The 18639-nt window shown below is 72.7% G+C and carries 16 protein-coding genes and 2 pseudogenes; 6 read left to right on the top strand and 12 right to left on the bottom strand.

Going from position 1 to position 18639, the window contains the following annotated elements; genetic code table 11:
* Nucleotides 1-221: 221 nt before the first annotated feature.
* From AB8A24_RS36500 to AB8A24_RS36490, 3 genes are read left to right on the top strand one after another with little or no spacing between them, the layout of a single operon-like run.
* The gene (locus tag AB8A24_RS36500) at nucleotides 222-650 is read left to right on the top strand and encodes a hypothetical protein (protein WP_328965043.1); all 429 of its coding nucleotides are present in this window, start codon (nucleotides 222-224) and stop codon (nucleotides 648-650) included.
* Between the two features lie 23 nt (nucleotides 651-673).
* Entirely contained in the window at nucleotides 674-877 is a 204-nt protein-coding gene (locus AB8A24_RS36495; RefSeq protein WP_323181225.1) for a helix-turn-helix transcriptional regulator, read from the top strand.
* Complete coding sequence (locus AB8A24_RS36490; protein ID WP_369478644.1) at nucleotides 874-1842, top strand: NAD(P)-dependent alcohol dehydrogenase; 969 nt, start codon at nucleotides 874-876, stop codon at nucleotides 1840-1842. Before AB8A24_RS36495 ends, AB8A24_RS36490 begins: the two co-directional genes overlap by 4 nt.
* Here AB8A24_RS36490 and AB8A24_RS36485 read toward each other — a convergent pair.
* Complete coding sequence (locus AB8A24_RS36485; RefSeq protein WP_328966111.1) at nucleotides 1837-2784, bottom strand: endonuclease/exonuclease/phosphatase family protein; 948 nt, start codon at nucleotides 2782-2784, stop codon at nucleotides 1837-1839. The two genes, AB8A24_RS36490 and AB8A24_RS36485, sit on opposite strands and share 6 nt — an antisense overlap.
* Before the next feature lie 210 nt (nucleotides 2785-2994).
* On the opposite strand from AB8A24_RS36485, the gene AB8A24_RS36480 reads away from it, so the two are divergent.
* Nucleotides 2995-3879 carry a RimK family alpha-L-glutamate ligase gene (locus AB8A24_RS36480; protein WP_369478643.1) on the top strand — a complete coding sequence of 295 codons (885 nt, stop codon included), beginning with the start codon at nucleotides 2995-2997 and terminating at the stop codon, nucleotides 3877-3879.
* A gap of 76 nt (nucleotides 3880-3955) precedes the next feature.
* Here AB8A24_RS36480 and AB8A24_RS36475 read toward each other — a convergent pair whose 3' ends face one another.
* The 9 genes and pseudogenes from AB8A24_RS36475 to fusA all read right to left on the bottom strand — a co-directional run bounded on the left by AB8A24_RS36475 (nucleotide 3956) and on the right by fusA (nucleotide 14165).
* On the bottom strand, nucleotides 3956-4600 hold the full coding sequence (locus tag AB8A24_RS36475) for a hypothetical protein (protein ID WP_369478642.1): 645 nt from the start codon (nucleotides 4598-4600) through the stop codon (nucleotides 3956-3958).
* 115 nt (nucleotides 4601-4715) lie between these two features.
* Entirely contained in the window at nucleotides 4716-6782 is a 2067-nt protein-coding gene (locus tag AB8A24_RS36470; protein ID WP_369478641.1) for an RICIN domain-containing protein, read from the bottom strand.
* Between the two features lie 422 nt (nucleotides 6783-7204).
* Nucleotides 7205-7776 (bottom strand): annotated as a pseudogene (locus AB8A24_RS36465) (sigma factor-like helix-turn-helix DNA-binding protein); the annotation flags it as partial.
* 36 nt (nucleotides 7777-7812) lie between these two features.
* On the bottom strand, nucleotides 7813-9018 hold the full coding sequence (locus AB8A24_RS36460) for an FAD-dependent oxidoreductase (protein ID WP_328965048.1): 1206 nt from the start codon (nucleotides 9016-9018) through the stop codon (nucleotides 7813-7815).
* 246 nt (nucleotides 9019-9264) lie between these two features.
* Nucleotides 9265-9477 (bottom strand): annotated as a pseudogene (locus tag AB8A24_RS36455) (RNA polymerase subunit sigma-70); the annotation flags it as partial.
* A 181-nt stretch (nucleotides 9478-9658) separates the two neighbouring features.
* A complete protein-coding gene (locus AB8A24_RS36450; protein ID WP_328965049.1) occupies nucleotides 9659-10366 on the bottom strand; it encodes a thioredoxin domain-containing protein in 708 nt (235 codons plus the stop codon).
* Between the two features lie 104 nt (nucleotides 10367-10470).
* On the bottom strand, nucleotides 10471-11268 hold the full coding sequence (locus AB8A24_RS36445; protein WP_328965050.1) for a polysaccharide deacetylase family protein: 798 nt from the start codon (nucleotides 11266-11268) through the stop codon (nucleotides 10471-10473).
* 181 nt (nucleotides 11269-11449) lie between these two features.
* The gene (locus AB8A24_RS36440) at nucleotides 11450-11992 is read right to left on the bottom strand and encodes an FABP family protein (RefSeq protein WP_328965051.1); all 543 of its coding nucleotides are present in this window, start codon (nucleotides 11990-11992) and stop codon (nucleotides 11450-11452) included.
* 97 nt (nucleotides 11993-12089) lie between these two features.
* Nucleotides 12090-14165 (bottom strand): elongation factor G, encoded by a 2076-nt coding sequence (gene fusA, locus AB8A24_RS36435; protein WP_369478640.1) that lies wholly within the window; start codon nucleotides 14163-14165, stop codon nucleotides 12090-12092.
* Nucleotides 14166-14720: 555 nt separating this feature from the next.
* Here fusA and AB8A24_RS36430 point away from each other — a divergent pair.
* A complete protein-coding gene (locus tag AB8A24_RS36430; protein ID WP_369478646.1) occupies nucleotides 14721-15605 on the top strand; it encodes a thermonuclease family protein in 885 nt (294 codons plus the stop codon).
* Nucleotides 15606-15706: 101 nt separating this feature from the next.
* Here AB8A24_RS36430 and AB8A24_RS36425 read toward each other — a convergent pair whose 3' ends face one another.
* Together AB8A24_RS36425 and AB8A24_RS36420 are read right to left on the bottom strand one after the other, a co-directional pair.
* A complete protein-coding gene (locus tag AB8A24_RS36425) occupies nucleotides 15707-17179 on the bottom strand; it encodes a sensor histidine kinase (RefSeq protein WP_369478639.1) in 1473 nt (490 codons plus the stop codon).
* 4 nt (nucleotides 17180-17183) lie between these two features.
* Entirely contained in the window at nucleotides 17184-17861 is a 678-nt protein-coding gene (locus AB8A24_RS36420; RefSeq protein ID WP_328965055.1) for a response regulator transcription factor, read from the bottom strand.
* Nucleotides 17862-17999: 138 nt separating this feature from the next.
* Between AB8A24_RS36420 and AB8A24_RS36415 the strand changes: the two genes are divergently transcribed.
* Nucleotides 18000-18629: a hypothetical protein gene (locus AB8A24_RS36415; protein WP_266386636.1), complete on the top strand. Its 630-nt coding sequence runs from the start codon at nucleotides 18000-18002 to the stop codon at nucleotides 18627-18629.
* The last annotated feature ends 10 nt before the right edge of the window (nucleotides 18630-18639 follow it).

The raw sequence follows: 18639 nt of genomic DNA, 5'->3' as shown, positions 1-18639 counted from the left end.
GTGGACCAAGACCGCCGACCAGATCCTCGACCGCATCTGCCGCTACTGCGACAGGATCTCCAAACCAGGTCACTAGGGGGCACCGGCTTCCACCGCCTCGGCCCGCCGCCGATCCTGCGGGGGCGCGCGGTCCGCCACCCGTCGAAGTAAAGAAATATTGACACCGTGTCCCGATTCCTTGACACTGTCGATGTCTGGTTTTCTTTACATGGGGAGTGGCCGTGGCAGTCGAGGAGAAACGCGCGTGGATCATGATCGTGGTCACGGTCGTGTCGTACGGGGCGTATCTGGCCGTCGTTCTCGGGCGGTCCGGGACTGAGCCCCTGACCCAGCAGCCGTACGCGGCCGCCCTGCTGTGGACGGTCGGCGCGGCGATCGTCGCCTCGATCGCGCTCCACATCACCGTGTCCCTGCTCTCGCCCGAGGAGGGCAAGGTCAAGGACCAGCGTGACCGGGAGATCCACCGGTTCGGTGACCACATCGGCCAGTCGTTCGTCGTGATCGGCGCCGTGACCGGGATGCTGCTGGCGATGGCCGAGGCGGACCAGTTCTGGATCGCCAACGCGATCTACCTGGGGTTCGTCCTCTCGGCGCTGCTCGCCTCCACGGCGAAGATCGCCTCCTACCGGCTGGGCTTCCACCCGTGGTGAAGCCCACCCGGGTCACCAACACCATCCGGGCCCTGCGCTTCGCCAACGGCGAGATGACCCAGGCCGAGCTGGCCCGCCGGATCGGCGTGACCCGTCAGACCGTCATCGCCATCGAGCAGGGCCGCTACTCGCCTTCCCTGGAGAAGGCATTCGAGATCGCCCGCGTGTTCGCGGTACCGCTCGACACCGTGTTCCAGTACACCTCCACCGAGGGAGACGACTCATGAAGGCCATCGTCCAGGACGTCTACGGACCGCCCGAGGTCCTGCGCATGGAGGAGATGGAGCGACCGGTTCCGGGACGGCGCGAGGTCCTCGTACGGGTGCACGCCGCCGGCGTCGACCAAGGCGTCTGGCACCTCATGGCGGGCATGCCCTACGCGGTCCGCGCCGTGTCCGGCCTGCGGACCCCCAGGACCCGCGTCCGCGGCATGGACGTCGCGGGGGTGGTCGAAGCCGTCGGCCCGGACGTCACCCGCTTCCGGCCGGGTGACGAGGTGTACGGCAACTGCGCGGGGTCGTTCGCCGAATACGCCCGCGCCAAGGAGGGCGCCCTCGCACCCAAGCCGGCCGGCCTCAGTTTCGAACAGGCCGCGGCGGTCCCCGTCTCCGCCTGCACCGCGCTGGGCGCCGTACGGGACAGCGGACAGGTCAAGGCCGGTCAGCGCGTCCTCGTCCTCGGCGCCTCGGGCGGCGTGGGCAGCTTCGCCGTACAGGTGGCCAAGGCGTATGGCGCCCACGTCACCGGGGTGTGCAGCACCACCAAGACCGACCTGGTCCGCTCCCTCGGCGCCGACGAGGTCCTCGACTACACGCGGCAGGACCCCGTCGACGGCAGCCGCCGCTACGACGTCATCCTCGACATCGCCGGCAACCGGCCCATCTCCCGGCTGCGCCGCGCCCTCACCCCGCGCGGAACCCTCGCCATCGTCGGCGGAGAGGGCGGAGGCAACTGGATCGGCGGCAACCAGCGCCAGCTGGGCGCGATGCTGCTGTCACCCTTCGTCGGCCACCGGCTACGCGCCCACGGCACCCTGGTGCGCAGCCGCGACCTCGAAGCCCTCACCGAACTCATCGAGGCCGGTTCGGTGACACCCGCCGTCGACCGGACCTACCCGCTCGCCGAGGTACCCGACGCCATCCGCTACCTCCGGGACGGCCATGTGCGCGGCAAGGTAGCCATCCGGCTATGAGGCGTCGAACCTGATGCGGGCGGCGACCGGCAGATGATCGCTGCCGGTGGCGGCCAACGTCCAGACCTCGGAGGCGGTTGCCGAACGGGTCAGGATCTGGTCGATCCGGGCGACCGGGATGGCCGCGGGCCAGCTGAGGGCCGCGCCCCGCCGCGGCGCGCCCAACCGGGAGGTCAGCGGGGCGAGACCCCGGTCGTCCACGGTGCCGTTGAGGTCACCCAGCAGGATCACCCGCTCCAGCTTCTCGGCGGCGACGGCCGCGCCCAACAGCCGCGCGCTCTCGTCCCGCGGGCCCGAGCCGAAACCGCTCGCCCGCAAACGTACCGAGGGCAGGTGCGCCACGTACACCGCGATCTCACCCTGCGGCGTACGCACACCGCAGCGCAGGCCGCGGTCCCAGCCCTCCCCGATGCCCGCGGGCCTGATGTCCACCCGGCGGACATCGGTGAGCGGATGCCGTGACCAGAGTCCGACCGTGCCCTCGACCGCGTGGTACGGGTACGCGGCCGCCAGCGCCGCCTCGTAGGCCGGCAGCGCGGAGGGGGTCAGCTCCTCCAGGGCGATGAGATCCGGCGCGGACCCGATCAGGGCACGCGCCGTGCCGGTGGGATCAGGGTTCTCGTCGCTCACATTGTGCTGGAGGGCCGTGATGTCGTGCCCGCCTCGGTCCGCCGGCAGGAACAGCCCGCCGAAAAGGCCCGCCCACGCGGTGGCGGGCAGCACGACGGCCACCAGGGCCGTGGCCGAGCGGCGCACCAGCGCCGAGACGAGCAGGACCGGAACCGCGAGGCCGAGCCAGGGCAGGAACGCCTCCAGCGCACTGCCCGCTCGGCCCACCGCGTTGGGGACCGAGGAGTGGAACACCAGCAGCGCGGCGCTCAGTACGGCGAGCACCGCGAGGACGCGCCCGCGTGTCCACGGCGTACGGCCCCGGGCGTCGATGCCCGGGCGCCACCGGGCGGTGCGTCGAACGCCGCTCCCCGCCACGGCCGGCACCACCACCGGAGCCCCACCTGTCTGCCTCGGACCGTCTTCCACCTCGGGTACGACGCATGATCGGGCGGCCGGGTTCCCGCACCGGCGCGTGTGGAAGAGTGATCGTTCGGGGGCGACCGCACCGGGCGGTCCGCGGAGCGAGGACAGGAGACCCGTATGGGTACGGCGAGGATCGCGATCGTGACGAGCGAGGGCGGCGCCGACCAGGACGCGGATCTCCCGCTGATCCTGGCGACGTTGCGCGCGGCGGGCCTGTCCGCGCAGGCGGTGGCCTGGGACGCGCAGACACCGCACTGGGACGACTACGACCTCGCGGTCATCCGGTCGACCTGGGACTACGCGGACCGCTTGGCGGAGTTCCTGGCCTGGGCGGACGCGACGGCCAAGGTCACCCCGCTGTGGAATCCGGCGCCGCTGGTGCGCTGGAACAGCGACAAGCGCTATCTGCTGGAACTCGCCGCGCGTGGGGTCCCCGTCGTACCGACCCGGGTCGTCGAACCGGGCGATCGCTGCGACGCGGCGGACTTCGACGGGCCGCACGGGGTGGTGGTCAAGCCGGCCGTCTCCTCGGGCGCGCGCGACACCGCGCGCTACGAGCCCGGCCGCCGGGCGGACGCCGAGCGGCACGCGCGGATGCTGCTCGACCAGGGCCGTACGGCGATCGTCCAGCCGTACCTGCCGCTGGTGGAGGAGGGGGAGCGGGCGCTGATCTTCTTCGGCGGCACCTTCAGCCACGCGATCCGCAAGCAGGCCCTGCTGACGGAGGCGGGGCTGATCGACAACTTCCGGGTGCCACACCCCGGCGCCGCCCCCTACGAGCCGTCGGAGGCGGAGCTCCGTACGGCACGGGCGGCGCTGGCCGCCGTTCCCGCCCCGGGCGAGCTGCTGTTCGCCCGGGTGGACCTGACGTTGAACGGGGCCAGGGAACCCGTGGTCATGGAGCTGGAACTCATCGAGCCGAATCTGTTCCTGAGCATCAACCCGCACGGGCTGGAGCGCTTCGCCGAGGCGGTCACGGCCGCGGTGGCCGCGAGCCGCTAACGGGTCTCTTGGGCGTGGCGCTCCAGCCCTGGTGACGGGGACGGTGACGGAAGGGCGCCGACTCTCCCGGACCGAACTAGTTGAGACGGTCGAGCCGCACGCGCCGGCGGCGACGGAGGAGGAGACCCACGGCCGCGCCGGCCACGGCGGTCACCGCCACGCCCGCCGTCGTCCACCAGACGGCGTACCCCTCGGTGTCGGCGGCCGGTTCGGTGGTGCCCTGCGCCGACGAGGCGGCCGGGGCCGAGGTCGACGACGACACCGGCGCGGCGGCCGACGGGACCGGAGCGGCCGCGGAGGCGACCGGGGTGGGGGTGACCGGGGTGGGGGTGACCGGAGCCGGGTCCACGACAGGTACGGCCACTTCGAGTTCGCCGTGCCCCAGGGCCGGGAAGCCCACGTCGACGCCGACCTTCCACGAACCCGGCGGCAGCGCCTCGGCCGTGGTCCAGCCCGCGGGCGCCGCGGCGGTGTCGCGGACCAGGCGCCAGGGCCCCACGGTGCGGGAGCCGTCGACGCTGACCGCGTTCACGGTCGCGGCGACGGCCTCGTCGATGGCGTCCCCGTCGTTCTCCCAGGTGACGTCGGCGGTGACATGACCCTCCCGTTGCCCGGTCACCACCACCTTCACGGTGTCACCGTGGGCGTGGGCCGCGACGGGGAGCAGGAACATGAGGCCGAGTGCGGCCAGGGCGGCCGAGAAAACGATTCGTATGCGCATCGTCGGGGTGCTCCGGTCAAGATGAGGGGTACCGGCGGACGGCCGCTCGGTGCGGCCGTCCGCCGGGGTGGGTTCACGCCGTCAGGGCGTCAGGAAATGCGCGCCGTGGCAGTGATCAGCCGGACTTCTGCAGGGTCCAGGCCTGCGTCGCGCGGCCGTCCGCACGCTGGAGGTCGAGCAGCCAGTACCCGTAGTAGGGGCGGTTGCTGACGGTGAGGGCGAAACCGCCGCTCGCGTCCGTCACGGTCACCGCGCCACCGCGCGAGGTCAGCTTCCAGGCCTGCGCCTTGTTGCCGCCCGCGCAGGGCTGCTGGGAGACCCACATGCCCGCGGCGGGGGTGCCGCCCGGCTGGAGGCACTTGCCGGAGGCCACGGACTTGATGCGCACCTGGCCGCTGCCCGCGTCGTCGAAGTACCACTGCTGCTGGGCGTAGCCGTTGGTGCGGCCACCGACGAGGACCGTGCCGTCGGCGGTGCGGCCGCCCCACACCTCCGCGGCCATGCCGGTGCTGCCGTTGCCGAGCACGTAGCGGGTGCCCGGGGTGGTCGCGCCGCCGCCCGCGCCCGTCGTACGGAAGGACGCGGCCTTGCCGGGTCCGCTGTCACGGCCGGCGCTGTCGCGGACCGAGACGGTCACCTTGTACGCCGTGTCGGGCTGCAGGTTGTAGATGCGGAGCACCTGGGCCTGGACCCACGTCAGGTGCTTGCCGTTCAGCTGCACCGCGTACCAGGAGGCGCCGTCGACCTTGGGCCAGCTCACGACGACGGAGTCGGACTGGATCTGGGCCGCCGTCACGGTCGGGCCGCCGGTGGGCTTCTTGGTCGGCGTCGGCGAGGGCTTCTTGGTGGGGGTCGGGGACGGGTTCGGACCGGGGTCCGTGCCGCCACCGCCGCCCTGGTTCTTCATCAGGAACTGGTTGTCGGCGATGTTCCAGTGCGTGGCCAGGTAGCTGCCGGGCTTGGGACTGGTGTGGAAGTAGTCGTCGTGGTTGCAGTCGAGGATGTTCTCGGCCGCCTGGTTGGTGCAGATGTTGCGCATCTGCGGGTAGTACGGGGTGTCCGAGTAGCACATGACGTCGTACTCGTCCGTGCAGTGCGCGCCACGGCTGGTGTTCGGGGCGCTGTTGTTGACCGCGCCCAGGTTGTGGCCGAGTTCGTGCGCGGCGGTGTGACCGCCCCAGCAGCCGGAGTCGGTGCGCCCGTAGGAGGGGCCGAAGTTGCTCTGGTTGGCCTGGCCGGGCCGCTCGTCGCCCGCGAAGGTGCCGATGCCGCAGTAGACCTGGGTGTCGGCGAAGATCATGTACTTGCGGTCGCGACGGTCGAGGCCCTTGCCGGCGAGCGCGTTGTTCGTCGCGCTGAACTCACCCAGAGCCGAGGCCGGGAGCTCGATGTTGAGCACGGTGGGGGTGCAGTCGGCGGCCGTCACATAGCGGATGTGACGTACCCCGCCGGTCTCCTTGGCGCTCGTCGAGTAGATGAGGTCGGCGTCGGCCGCCCACTTGCGGAACGAGGCGACGTACTCGGAGTAGCGGTCCTTGCCGGGGGCGTGGACGTAGACGACCTGCACGCGGTTGCCGGTGCTGCCGTCACCGTCGCACTGGACGGTCTGGCCGGCGGGGCCGGCGGCGACGTTCTGGCTACCGGCCGCGGCCGCGGGTTCGGGTGCGGAGGCCTTGGTGGCCGTCGACGCGTCGGCCGCGGGCGCGTCCTGAGGACGCCCGCCGCCTTCCTTGCTGGCCGGGTCATCGGCGGCGGGGCGGGCCGGATCGGCTGCCGGAGCCGTCTCCTTGACCGCGGGCGCGATGTCCTTCGTGATGTCGACGCCCTTGGGCGGGGCGTCGGGGCCGTGGGTGCACAGCCCGGTGTCGGTGCGGTAGACACCCACGCACCGGTCGCCCTTCGGCGCGGCCTGGAGGCCGTCGTAGATCATGCCGCTCGCGGTCTCGTTGGCGGGCGCGGCGGCGATCGGCTCCGGCTCCTGGTCACGGGCCGGTGCGGCGGCCGGCGCCTCGGCGGCGGCCTCCACCACGGGCGCCGCGGCCTGGGCGCCGTCGCCGATCCCTGAGTAGGCGATGCCTGCGGCTATCAGCCCCGCCGCTGCGGTGGCGGCGGTGACGAGTATCACCCGCCGCGGTTTGCGGCGGTGGTCGGCGGCGGCAGGCCGTCTGCGACGTCCTGTCATGGGCACCTCAAATCGTTGTCGGAAGACTGGGTGCGCGGAAGCCTGCCAGACGAATGCCGAGGAGAATTCGGACAAACGGGGGCGCGCACCGAGAAATCATTCCGTTACCTGTCGGCAAGATTTGACGAACAGTCAATTCGCCGTAATAAAAAGCGAGTTACGCGCGTCGCACCCTAATGGTCCAGTCCTTCCCCGGCGGGTTGTTATCAAATCGAGATATGAACCGGAGGCTTGTTGACGGGAATTCAGTCAGGAATTCACCTAATTACTACCTGCTGAATTCCCTCGGTCACGACCCGTGAGGTGCGGTGGTCGCGGAGCACGCCGGAACGTGCCGGAGCGCGGCTGAAGGCGGTTCGGGGTCCGCGAGTTCGACCGAAAGGTGCCCGTCGGGCCGGCCGCACGGGCGGTCGGCCCCCACCTCACCGCAGGGTCAGTGAGGTCTCCGTCGCGAGGTGGGTCGGCTTCTGCGGGTTGCGGACGTAGGAGATGCCGGCGATCCGGGAGTCCTCCAGGCGGACCGCCATGACGCCGTCGAACTCGCCGTCCAGGTGCAGGGCGAGTGCCGGGCTGCCGTTGACCATGGTGAGGACGCCGGCGAGGGTGGCCGCGTGCTCGGCGGTGCCGCCGATGAGGAACCGGGCCACCTTGTCGGCGCCGACGATCGGGCGGGCGGCGGCCTGTTTCACGCCGCCGCCGTCACCGATGGAGACGGCGTCGGGGGCGAGTACGTCGAGCAGACCCTGGAGGTCCCCGGTGTCGAGCGTGCGCCGGAACGACTCCAGGGCCGCCCGGGTCCGACTCGGGGGAACCACCTCGCGCGGACGCCGGGCGCCGGACGCCGGACGCCGACGTGCCGGCGGGCGCGGTGCGCGACCTGACGGACCGCCGCGGGACTCTTGTCGACGGCCGCCGCGATCTCCTCGTGGCCGACGTCGAAGACCTCGCGCAGCACGAAGACGGCGCGCTCCGTCGGGGACAGCGTTTCGAGGACCGGATGTCGGTGTCGGCCACGAGCCGGTAGGCGTGGTCAGGCCGACCGGTCGGCGGTGGCCGCCGTCCCGCCGCGCTCGGCCCGCAGCCGCTTTCCGCGCTGGTCCCCTCCCGAGACGCGGTGCAGGCCGTACGAACCGGGCTTGCCCGCCTCGTCGGCCAGGTGCTTGACGGTGCCCTTGCACACGAGCTCCTTGAGCTTCGCCCCCGGGCGACCGGCGACGTGGAACCACAGCGCCACGTCGTTCTTGTGCGCGAACTGGAAGATGCCCGCCCGTCGACCCAGGCTGATGCACTGCCCGGCGAACACCTGGTTGAGGGTCGAGGGCCGCTCCCCGTCGATCCGGCTGAGCACCGTGTCGGCCGCCCGCGCGCCCAGCGGCATCGCGGCCTGGCAGCTCATCCGCAGCGGCAGGTCCGACGGCGCCGCCGAGTCGCCCGCCGCGACGACGCGGTCGTCGTCCACGCTCGTCAGCGTCTCGTCCGTGAGCAGGCGACCCAGGGCGTCCGTGCTCAGCCCGCTGCGCGCGGCCAGGTCCGGCACGCCGAAGCCGGCGGTCCAGATGGTCACCTCGCTCGCCACCTCCCGGCCGTCGGCGAGCCGCACCGCGTCGCGGGTCACCGCCGTCACCTTCGTCCCCGGGCCGTCGAGCACGGTCACCCCGAGCTCGGCCATCCGGCCCGCGACCGAGCGGCGGCCCCGGGCGTGCAGGTAGGGGCCGAGCACCCCACCGCAGACCAGGGTCACGCGGCGGCCCTGTTCCGCGAGCTCGGCGGCGGTCTCGATGCCCGTCGGACCCGCCCCGACCACCGTCACCGCCGCCGTGGGGGCGGCGGCGTCGAGGACCGGCCGCAGCCGCTGGGTCTCCTCCAGGGTGGTGATCGGGTAGGCGAACTCGGCGGCCCCGGGCACGAGGAGGTCGGCGCTGCCGCTGCCCACCGCGTAGACGAGGTAGTCGTAGCCGATCGGGGTGCCGGTCCCCGGCGTCACACTGCGCTCCGCGGCGTTGATCCGCGTCACGGTGTCCACGACCAGTCGCACGCCCTCGGCGAGGACCTCCCGGTACTCGACGACCGCGTCATCGGTCCCGGCGGCCAGCTGGTGCAGGCGGATCCGCTCGACGAAGTTCGCGCGCGGGTTGATCAGGGTCACCGTCACGCCGTCCCGCCGCGTCAGGCGGTTGGCCGCCATGACACCCGCGTATCCTCCGCCGATCACGACCACATCGGTGTGCTGAGTCATGGTGTCCGTCTCCTTCGGTCCTTCGCTTCGGCCGGTTCGACATCAAGACACCGTGCGATCCCGGAATGTGACAGCGTGTGAGGCAGGTCACTCCCGGGGTCGCGGGACACGCGTACGCACCGTCGAGATGCTCGACCAGCACGATCTGCTCGACCGGTTGCCCAGCTGGTTCGGCGCCCCACCGCCTGAGCGCAGCCCGTACGGGTCCGGGCGGCCCCGGCCCCGTACGGCGTGCCTGGCGGCGACTCAGCCGCCCCGGACGACGCTCAGGTCGATGCGCGCCAGGCGCTCGGGGTCGGTGAGGATGTCGAGTGCGGTGATCCGGCCGTCCTGGACGGTGAACGCCATGACCGACAGCGCCCGGCCCTCCGCCATCGCGACCACCCCGGGAACCCCGTTGACCAGCACGGCGTGGGCGGCCTCCGCGAACCGGGCGAAGGTGATCGCCTGGGAGGCCACCGCCCGCAGGTGCGAGCGGTGCTCTTCGAAGCGCTGCGCCAGAACTTCCTTCTCGCTCACCCGTCAGATCCCGGTGTTCCGATCCGTCAGTGCCGAGGCGGACGATAACCGACCGGGCAACGGGCCGCTTCGTCATAAGAGTTGGGGAGCCGGGGTCACCTCTTCCGCCGCAGGGCCACACCTATGTCGTGGCCCCGGCCGCCTTCCTGAGGTGCCGGTAGAGGCGGCTGCGATCCGTGAAGAGCTCGTGGCGGTCCGACGTGATCAAGGCCCCGTCGATCGCCATGGCGGGGGTTCCCAGGACGGGTGACGTACGGAGCGCCTCGTCGGCGGCTTCGACGAAGTCCCGGTGTTTGGTCTCCAGCACGGCCGCGTCGAACTCCGGGCCGCGCAGGCCCGGAATCATGATGGCCAGTCCCAGCAGCCGGTCCTGCGTGAAGCCACCTGACTTCCGTACCGCGCTCTGTTGCCGGTACAGCAGGTCGTGGTAGTCGGCGAACATGTGCTGGTCCAGGGCGGCGCGCAGGGCGTTCGCCGCGAGCTTCGATCCCGAGCCCAGGAAGGACCCCAGCGTGAACTGCAACTGCAGTGCGCCGTTGCGGGCCGCGCGCTTCAGGTACGGGGCGGTGCCCTCCGTCTCGAACTCGGCGCAGGCGGGGCAGCTCATGTCCTCGTACAGCCGGACGGCGAGCGGAGCGCCGGGGTCGCCCAGCACGATGGTGGTGCCGTCGGAGGCCAGGGATTCCGGGGCCACGGGCAGGTTCGCGCTCGCCGAGACGTCGAGCGGGTCGCCGCCCCCGTCCCTCCGGCTGCGGCAGGCGCCGACGGAGGCCGTCGCGGTGATGGCGGCCGCCGCGACCAGGAAGCCGCGTCTGGATCCGACCTGCATGAATGTCCCCTCCCCGTGATCGACAGGGTGACATTACGTGGTCGGCGGGTGGGGCGCGCACGGGGTGGTGGCCGACGGCCGCCGCCCGCCTCATGGGGGCGCTTTCACCGGGTCCCCGGCGCGGCTACGAGGAACTGGCGCAGGTCGATGACCTCGTAGCCGTCGGCCACGGCGGCGTCGACGATCAGGGGAAGGGCTTCGGCGTCGAGGACGACGCCCGCGCCGTGACTGCCGACGTGCATCTGGATGATCGCCCCGGGAGCGAAGGCGTCGACGGCCCGTTCGACGGCCTTGTCCACGGTCATGCCGCCCTGCGGGCCGAGGTAGCCGTTCGTGTCGGCGCTGAACTCGATCGCCGCGTAGCCCAGGTCGTTGACGTCGGCGATGGCATCCGGGGTGGTGGCGCTGTAGGGGAAACGGAAGAACGGCAGGGGCTCGGTCCCGGCAGCCGTCCGGATGGCCTCGTCGGCGGCGCGTACCTCGTCCGCCCGCTCGGCCGTGCTCAGGTCCCTGAAGTAGGGGTGGCTGTACGAGTGGTTGCCGAGGCCGTGCCCCGCGTCGGCGATGGAGCGCACCGCCGCGGGCTGGGCCTCGGCGAACTCGCCGGTCGGGAAGAAGGTGGCGGGCAGCTTTCGCCGGCGCAACTCGGCCAGCACCGTGTCGATCCCGTCGACGTCCCAGGCGGCGTTGAAGGTGAGGGCCAGCGCCTTGCGGGAGGTGGGCAGCCGGCGGATCTCGTCGCCCAGCAGCGAAGCGGGCGGGCGGGGACCCGCGGCGGTGGCCCGCGCGGTGCGCGCCGACGCGGGCGCGGCCGCGGCCGGGGCGGAGGGCGCGAACCCGGCGAGCCCCGCCAACCCCGCGCACAGCAGGCCCGCCAGCGCGCAGCGTCGTTCCACATCCACCACGGTCACTCCCCAGGGTCAGGGCCGTCGACTCCGGCCTGCCACCGACTATGCGTCGGCGCGGGCCGCGGCACCCGCAGCCGTGCCGGGGCACCCGGGTGATCCCACAGGCCCGACCCGGGCCCGATGCCGGCCCCGCCCCTGCCCGTACGGCCCGCCCCCCTGATCGGCAGGACCCCGCCTAGGACGGGCGCTGTCGCAGGTGCGTCGTGAGGTGGTGCTGCAGGGGCTGTCCCACGGCGGCCATGTCGTGGACCACCGTCATCTCGCCGTTCTCGACCGTGTAGTGCCGCCGCGTGCCGGTGACCTCCTTGGCCAGCGGGGTCAGTGCGACGTCCTTGGTCTCGATCTCGACCTCCGTACCCGAGACCCGCCCGACGTACGTCTCCACGATGCCGGTGGGGTGGGCGAGTACGACCTCCAGTCCGGCGTCGGGGGTCACGCGCCACCACCCGGCCTCACGGCCCGCCGGCCGCACCGGCGCCCCGGACGCGTCGATGAGCCACGCGCGTGCCTCGTAGCGCAGGAAGGGGCGGCCGTCGTGGCTGAAGGTGATCTCCTGCTCGTAGCGGAAGTCCTTCTCGAGGGTCGGGTACTCGCCCTGCCCCCGGCCGTGCCAACGTCCCAGCAGGTGCAGGACGGGCCGCAGCAGCGGGTGCGGCTCGGGGCCCTCACCGAGGACGTGGGTGTCGGGGTAGGGATTTTCCTGCACCGGCTCGAACATGTTCACCTTGTCTGTCTGCGAGTACCGCCGAACCCCGCAGCTTAGTGGCCCGCCCCGCCCCCGACGGACGGGGACGGGGCGGGCGTTCACCCTGCGGTCACCGGGCCGCCACGGCCGCCGCGACCGAGGCCGGAACCGGTGCGAGACCGGCCGGCCGGGTGGTGAAGGTGCCCCGGCCCTGCGTCCGGCCGCGCAGCCGGGACGCGTAGCCGAACAGCTCGGCCAGCGGCACGTCCGCCGTGATCACCGCGGTCCCCGCCTCGGCGGTGGAACCGGAGACCCGGCCGCGGCGGGCGGCGAGATCACCCAGAACGCCCCCGACACCGTCCTGCGGAACCGTCACCGTGACCTCGACGAGCGGTTCCAGGAGCTCCATCGTGCTCAACCGCAGGGCCTCGCGCAGCCCGAACCGCCCCGCCGCGCGGAACGCCATCTCCGAGGAGTCCTTGGAGTGGGTCGCCCCGTCGGTGAGTGTGACCCGCAGCCCCGTCACCGGGAACCCGCCGAGCGGGCCCTCGGCGAGCGCGTCCAGGCAGCCGGCTTCCACGGCGCGCGCGTACTCCTGCGGTACGCGTCCGCCGACGACCGTCGAGCGGAACTCGAAGCACGGCTCCTCCAGCGGCTCGACGTCGAGGACGACGTGCGCGAACTGGCCCGCGCCACCGTCCTGTTTGACATGCCGGTGGACGAGGCCGCTGACCCCGCGCACGACGGTCTCCCGGTAGGAGACCTGCGGCCGGCCGACGACGACCTCCACCCCGTGGCCGCTGCGGATCTTCTCCACCGCCACCTCCAGGTGCAGCTCGCCCATCCCCGACAGCACGGTCTGGCCGCTCTCCGCGTCGGACCGCACCACCAGCGACGGGTCCTCCTCGGCGAGCCGGGCCAGCGCCGCCGAGAGCCGGCCCGTGTCCATGCTGCGACGGGCCTCGACCGCGACCGACACCACCGGTTCGGCCACCGACGGCGGTTCCAGGACGAGCCCCGCGCCGGGCGCGCACAGGGTCGTGCCCGCCCGAGCGGTCTTCAGCCCGATCACCGCGACGATGTCACCGGCCACCGCCTCCTCCCGTTCCTCGTGCCGGTCGGCCTGGACCCGCAGGATCCGGCCGACCCGCTCCGTACGGCCCGTGGCCGCGTCCAGTACGGTCGCGCCCTTGCGCAGGGTGCCCGCGTAGACCCGTAGGTAGGTGAGCCGTCCGGTCGCCGTCGCCGTCACCTTGAAGGCGAGCGCCGTGAACGGCTCCGCCGGGTCGGGGGCGCGCTCCTCCTGCGCGCCGTCGCCCACCAGCCCCCGTACCGGAGGCATGTCGGCGGGCGACGGCAGGTAGGCGAGGACCGCGTCCAGCAGCGGCTCGATCCCGCGGTTGCGGTACGCCGATCCGCACAGCACCACGACACCGTCCCCGCGCAGCGTCAGCTCCCGCAGGGCGCGCACCAGGGTGCGCTCCGTCAGGGCCGAGGCCGAGCAGAACTCCTCCAGGGCATCGGCGTGCAGCTCGGCCACCGTCTCCTCAAGGAGTCGGCGGCGCCGCGCCGCTTCCTCCCGCAGGGGTTCGGGGACCGGGCCCACCTGGTAGCCGTCGGAGTCGGCCCGCCAGTGCAGCGCGCGCATCGCCAGGAGGTCGACGACGCCGGAGAACGAGTCCTCCGCCCCGATGGGCAGCTGCACCACCAGGGGTACGACGCCCAGGCGCCGGCGGATCGACGCGACGGCGCTGTCGAGGTCGGCGCCCGCCCGGTCCAGCTTGTTGACGAACGCGATCCGCGGCACACCGTGCCGGTCGGCCTGCCGCCACACCGTCTCGCTCTGCGGCTCGACCCCGGCGACGGCGTCGAACACCGCGACGGCCCCGTCCAGCACCCGTAGGGATCGCTCGACCTCGTCGGAGAAGTCGACGTGCCCCGGGGTGTCGATCAGGTTGACGCGATGCCCGCCCCAGGCACAGCTCACGGCCGCGGCGAAGATGGTGATGCCGCGATCGCGTTCCTGGGCGTCGTAGTCGGTGACGGTGGTGCCGTGATGGACCTCGCCCCGCTTGTGGATGGCACCGGTCGCGAAGAGGATCCGTTCGGTGAGGGTGGTCTTGCCGGCGTCGACGTGGGCGAGGATGCCCAGGTTGCGGACGGCGGTGGGGGAGGAGGCGGGGAGGTTCTGCCTGTTGGCGCGCATGGCCCGAGGCCTTTCGAGTGTGCTGAGGAAGAGGGCGGCGCGATTCCCGAACCCTGCTCCGGTCCCCGCTCCTTGGCCCCTGGTCCGGCCCTGCGGGCAGCCGGTGGCCGCGCAGCGCGGGGCGGAGCGGCGTCGCCGTCCGGTCCGGAAGGGGTCCGGGCCGGGGGACGCAGCGGCGCACGCGCTGACGGGCGCACGCGCTCACGGGCGTGCGGAAGGCGGGAGGGGACGGACGGAACCCTAGAAGTGGGTCACGGGCATACGGTGACGGCCGCGCAGCCGGCACCGCGCGCTACGAGACACCGGGATCACGTCGTACCGGGTCGGGGGAGCGAAGGCGGCGGTGCGGAATGTGCACATGGCGCGGCTCCCCTTCTCTTCACTCGGCATGAGGCGCGCGGTGCCCCGTCGGCAGCGCGCACGCCGAGTCTAGTGATCGTGTCCGGCCGAGGCACCGGGTTTTCCAAGGCCTCCACCCCGCGGGACATGTACTGTGAGTGACGTACTGCTACTGAAAGTGATCGCTCGGTTGCGTCCGTGGGAGTCGTCGTGTCCATGTTGCTGATCAGAGGGTCGTTCCGGGTGAACGGCGGAACCAAGCCGGACGGGGACACCATCCCCTTCATCCCGGACGACGTGGCGGACTGGCGGCTCGTGCCCGGGTGCACCGGGGTCCTCCCCAAGGCGGACGGGCGGGTCTCCGTGCGCCTGGAGGGCATCGACGCACTGGAGACCCACTACACCAACGGCAGCTACGGGCCGGAGCGGCACCAGCCGCTGAAGTTCGCCCACGCGGCCGCCGACGCGCTGCTGACCTGGCTCCGCTTCACCAGCATCGAGCGGCACGACGACGAGACGGTCACCACCGTCCCCGACAAGGTGCCCGGCTACATCCTCACCAGTGGCACCGACATGTTCGGCCGCTGCGTGGCCCTGGTCGGCCGCGGCACCCCGCCCGCGTACAGCGGCTACCGGATCACCGTCGACAAGGAGAAGCTGGAGCGGACCGCCAACTACCACCTGCTCAAGAGCGGTCTGGCCTACCCGACCTTCTACGACGGCCTGGCCGTGGAGCTGCGGGACGTTCTCAGGGCCGCCGCCGTGGAGGCGAAGGAGAGTACGCCGCCGAAGGGGCTGTGGGCGAAGGACGTGACCGTGGAGGGGGCGGAGATCGACGGCATCGCCTCGATCACCAACGACGACACCGGTGTGGTGATCCTCCCCAAGCTGTTCCGCCGGCTGAAGGACTACTTCGACGCGGTCCCCGAGAACTGCTCCCTGGCGGGCTTCCGCGCCTTCTTGGCCGGGGCCGGGGACACGTTCCGGATCCTGCCGGACGGCGAAGAGCTCATGGGTCTGCACCGGGTGGTCGAGATCACGGAGGATCAGATCCTGCGGATGACCCACCCCAGCGAGGACCTCCTCTTCGTCAACGGGTGAAGTCGGGTGGGGGTGAAGGGGCGAACGGGGGACACACACCCCGGTCACCCCGGTCACCCCGGTCACCCCGGTCACCCCGGTCACCCCGGCACCTCTGCCCGTCAGGTCCGGCCGGTCGTCGGCAGGCGCAGCACCAGCCGCGCACCCCCGGCGCCGCCCGCACCGCCCTCGGCCGTCAGGGTGCCGCCGTGGTGGGTGCTCAGGTCGCGGGCTATGGCGAGGCCCAGGCCGGCTCCGCCGTGGTCGCGACTGCGCGAGTCGTCCAGGCGCGTGAAGCGTTCGAAGATACGCTCCCGGTCGGCCCCCGGGATTCCGGGGCCGTCGTCGACCACCTCCAACACCGCCGTACCCGGCCGCGCGCCGTTCGTGGTGCGCAGGGTGACGTCCACCCGCTCATCGGCGTAGCGCTGCGCGTTGTCGACGAGGTTCGTGACGATACGGCCGAGCCACAGCGCGCCGGCGGTGACCTCGACATCGGGTTGCAGTCGCAGCCGTACGGGGACCCGGTCGCCGAGTCGGCCCTCCACCACCTCGCGCACGAGGCCGGTCAGGTCCAGCGGGGCGGCGACCACCGGCCGGGCCGCGTCGATCCGGGCGAGCAGCAGCAGGTCGGCCGTCAGGTGCTGGAGCCGTTCGATGTCCTCCAAGGCCCCGGAGATCAGCTCGGGCCACAGCTCCGGGTCCTGGACGGCCAGGGCCACCTCCAACTGGGTGCGCAGGACCGTGATGGGGCTGCGCAGTTCGTGGGAGGCGTCGGCGATGAACTGCTGCTGGCGGATCCCCGAGGCCTCCAGCCGGTCCAGGGTGGCGTTCATGGTCTCGGCCAGCCGGGCGACCTCGTCGTGGGTGGCGGGCACCGGCACCCGACGGTGCAGGCCGCGGTCGGAGATCTCGGCGACCTCCGCCCGGATCTCCTCCACCGGCCGCAGTGCGTGCCCGGTGACCCGCCAGGTCACGAGGGCGACGGTGGCCAGCAGCAGGGGCATGCCGATCACGAGAGCGGCGGTGGTCGTGTCGTCGGCCGCGTCCGCGTCCCGCAGGGAGGCGCCGGCGTAGACGGTGGCCATGCCGTCCGGGGTCTCCGTGACGACCTGGACGACCCGTTGCCGGTACTCACCGTCCACCGGGCGGACCCGCCACGTGTGGAACCGGGTTCCCGGCGCGCCGGGACCGGTCGGCGGGAAGGCGGGCGCACCGGCCAGGTTCGGGCTGGCGAACAGGACGCGCCCGTCGGCGCCCACCACCTGGACGAAGTCGATGCCGCGGGCCGGCGGCCGTACGCGGCCCAGCTTCCCGGTGGCGGCGAGCTGCGCGACCGTCTCGGCCTGGCGGCGGGCGTCGTTCTCCGCGTTGCGGAGCAGGTTCGCCTCCAGCAGCCCGAGCAGGGCGAACGAGGCGAGCGCCAGCGCCGCGGCCACCACCACGCTCGCGCCTACGGTGGCCCGCGCCCTTACGGTGGTGGGCCACAGCCGCCGCAGCACCGGCCACCGGCGCAGGAGCGCGCCCGGGACCGCGCGCAGGGCGGCGCGCACGCGCACGCGGTCGCGCTCGCGCGGCCCGGGGTGTTCGGCCACGGCCTCAGCCACCGTCGGCCGCCAGTCGGTACCCGGCTCCGCGCACGGTCTCCACCGCGGCGCGGCCGAACGGTGCGTCGATCTTGCGCCGGACGGCGCTGACGTGGACCTCGACCACGTTGGGATCGCCGTCGAAGGCGCTGTCCCACACCTGTTCCAGGATGTCCCGCTTGGGCACCACCTCGCCGGAGCGCCGGGCCAGGTACTCCAGGACCGCGAACTCCCGCGCCGTCAGCCGGATCTCCGTGCCGCCGCGGGAACAGGAGTGCCGGGCGGGGTCGAGCAGCAGATCGCCGAACCGCATCACCTGGGGCCGTCGGCGGCCCGTACGCCGGCCGAGCGCGCGCAGCCGGGCGACGAGGACGACGTAGGAGAACGGCTTGGACAGAAAATCGTCGGCGCCGGTGTCGAGCGCCTCCGCCTCGTCGTACTCGCCGTCCTTGGCCGTGAGCATCAGGATCCCCGACTCGTTGCCGGCCGCGCGCAGTTTCGCGCACACCCGGTATCCGTTGAGTCCGGGCAGCATGATGTCCAGAACGATGAGGTCGTAGTCGTGCTCCGTGGCCATCCACAGGCCCTGGGTCCCGTCGTGGGCCACATCCACCGAGAACCCCTCCGACTGCAGCCCTCGCTGCAGGGCCACGGCGAGCCGCCGTTCGTCCTCCACCACCAGTACGCGCATGTCGGACAGGATCTCAGGACCGCTCCGCGGTTGGCTGAAGAGGTCTTCAGGTGGCTTCAGCGGGGCTTCAGGTTCCGCTCAGCATGCTCTGGAACGAGCCGCGCCGCACCGCGCCCGGTTGTCCTGAGGAGTGCCTGTATGTCTGATTCTGTCCCGCCGTCCGAGCAGCCCGAGACCGCCGCCGTGACCACCCCGGCGACCGCCCCCGAGGCAGGGCCCCGCAAGTCCGCGGCCCTGGGCCGCCTCGTCCCCGGCGGCAAGCGCGCCCGCTGGGTGGCGGCGGGTGCCGTCGCGGTGGTGGTCGTCGGCGGAGCGGCGGCGGTGGCCGTGGCCGGACACCACGACCACCACATGCGCGTCGAGCGGGGTCCGCACATGGCCTGGGCCGGACCGGGCGCCGAGGGCGGCCTCCGGGGCGGCCCGCACGCCGCCGAACCTCGGCACGAACGGGAGCAGGCCGGCCCCGGCCGCCCCGCGGGCCCCAAGGCGCCCGGAGAGCCGGGTCGCCCCGGCGCCGACGGACGAGGCGGCTTCGCGAAGGAGGCCCCGGCGCCCGCGCCCATCCCCTCCCTCGCCATCGGCGAGGCGGCCGAGAAGGCCGCCGCGGCCGTGCCGGGCGGGAAGGTGGCGGGTCTGCGCGCGGTCGCGCAGGAGGGCGGCGGCAGCGCCTGGCTGGCCGTGGTCATCGGCTCCGACGGGGTCCGACACGCGGTCACCGTGTCCGGTACGGACGGCACGATCACCAGCAACACCACCAAGGGGCAGTAGGACTCGGGGT

Origin of the sequence: Streptomyces sp. BF23-19 (genome assembly GCF_041106355.1) — a bacterium.
GTDB classification, from domain to species: domain Bacteria; phylum Actinomycetota; class Actinomycetes; order Streptomycetales; family Streptomycetaceae; genus Streptomyces; species Streptomyces virginiae_A.
Note: the sequence above shows the minus strand (reverse complement) of the source record. Positions and strands in the feature narration are given on the sequence as shown.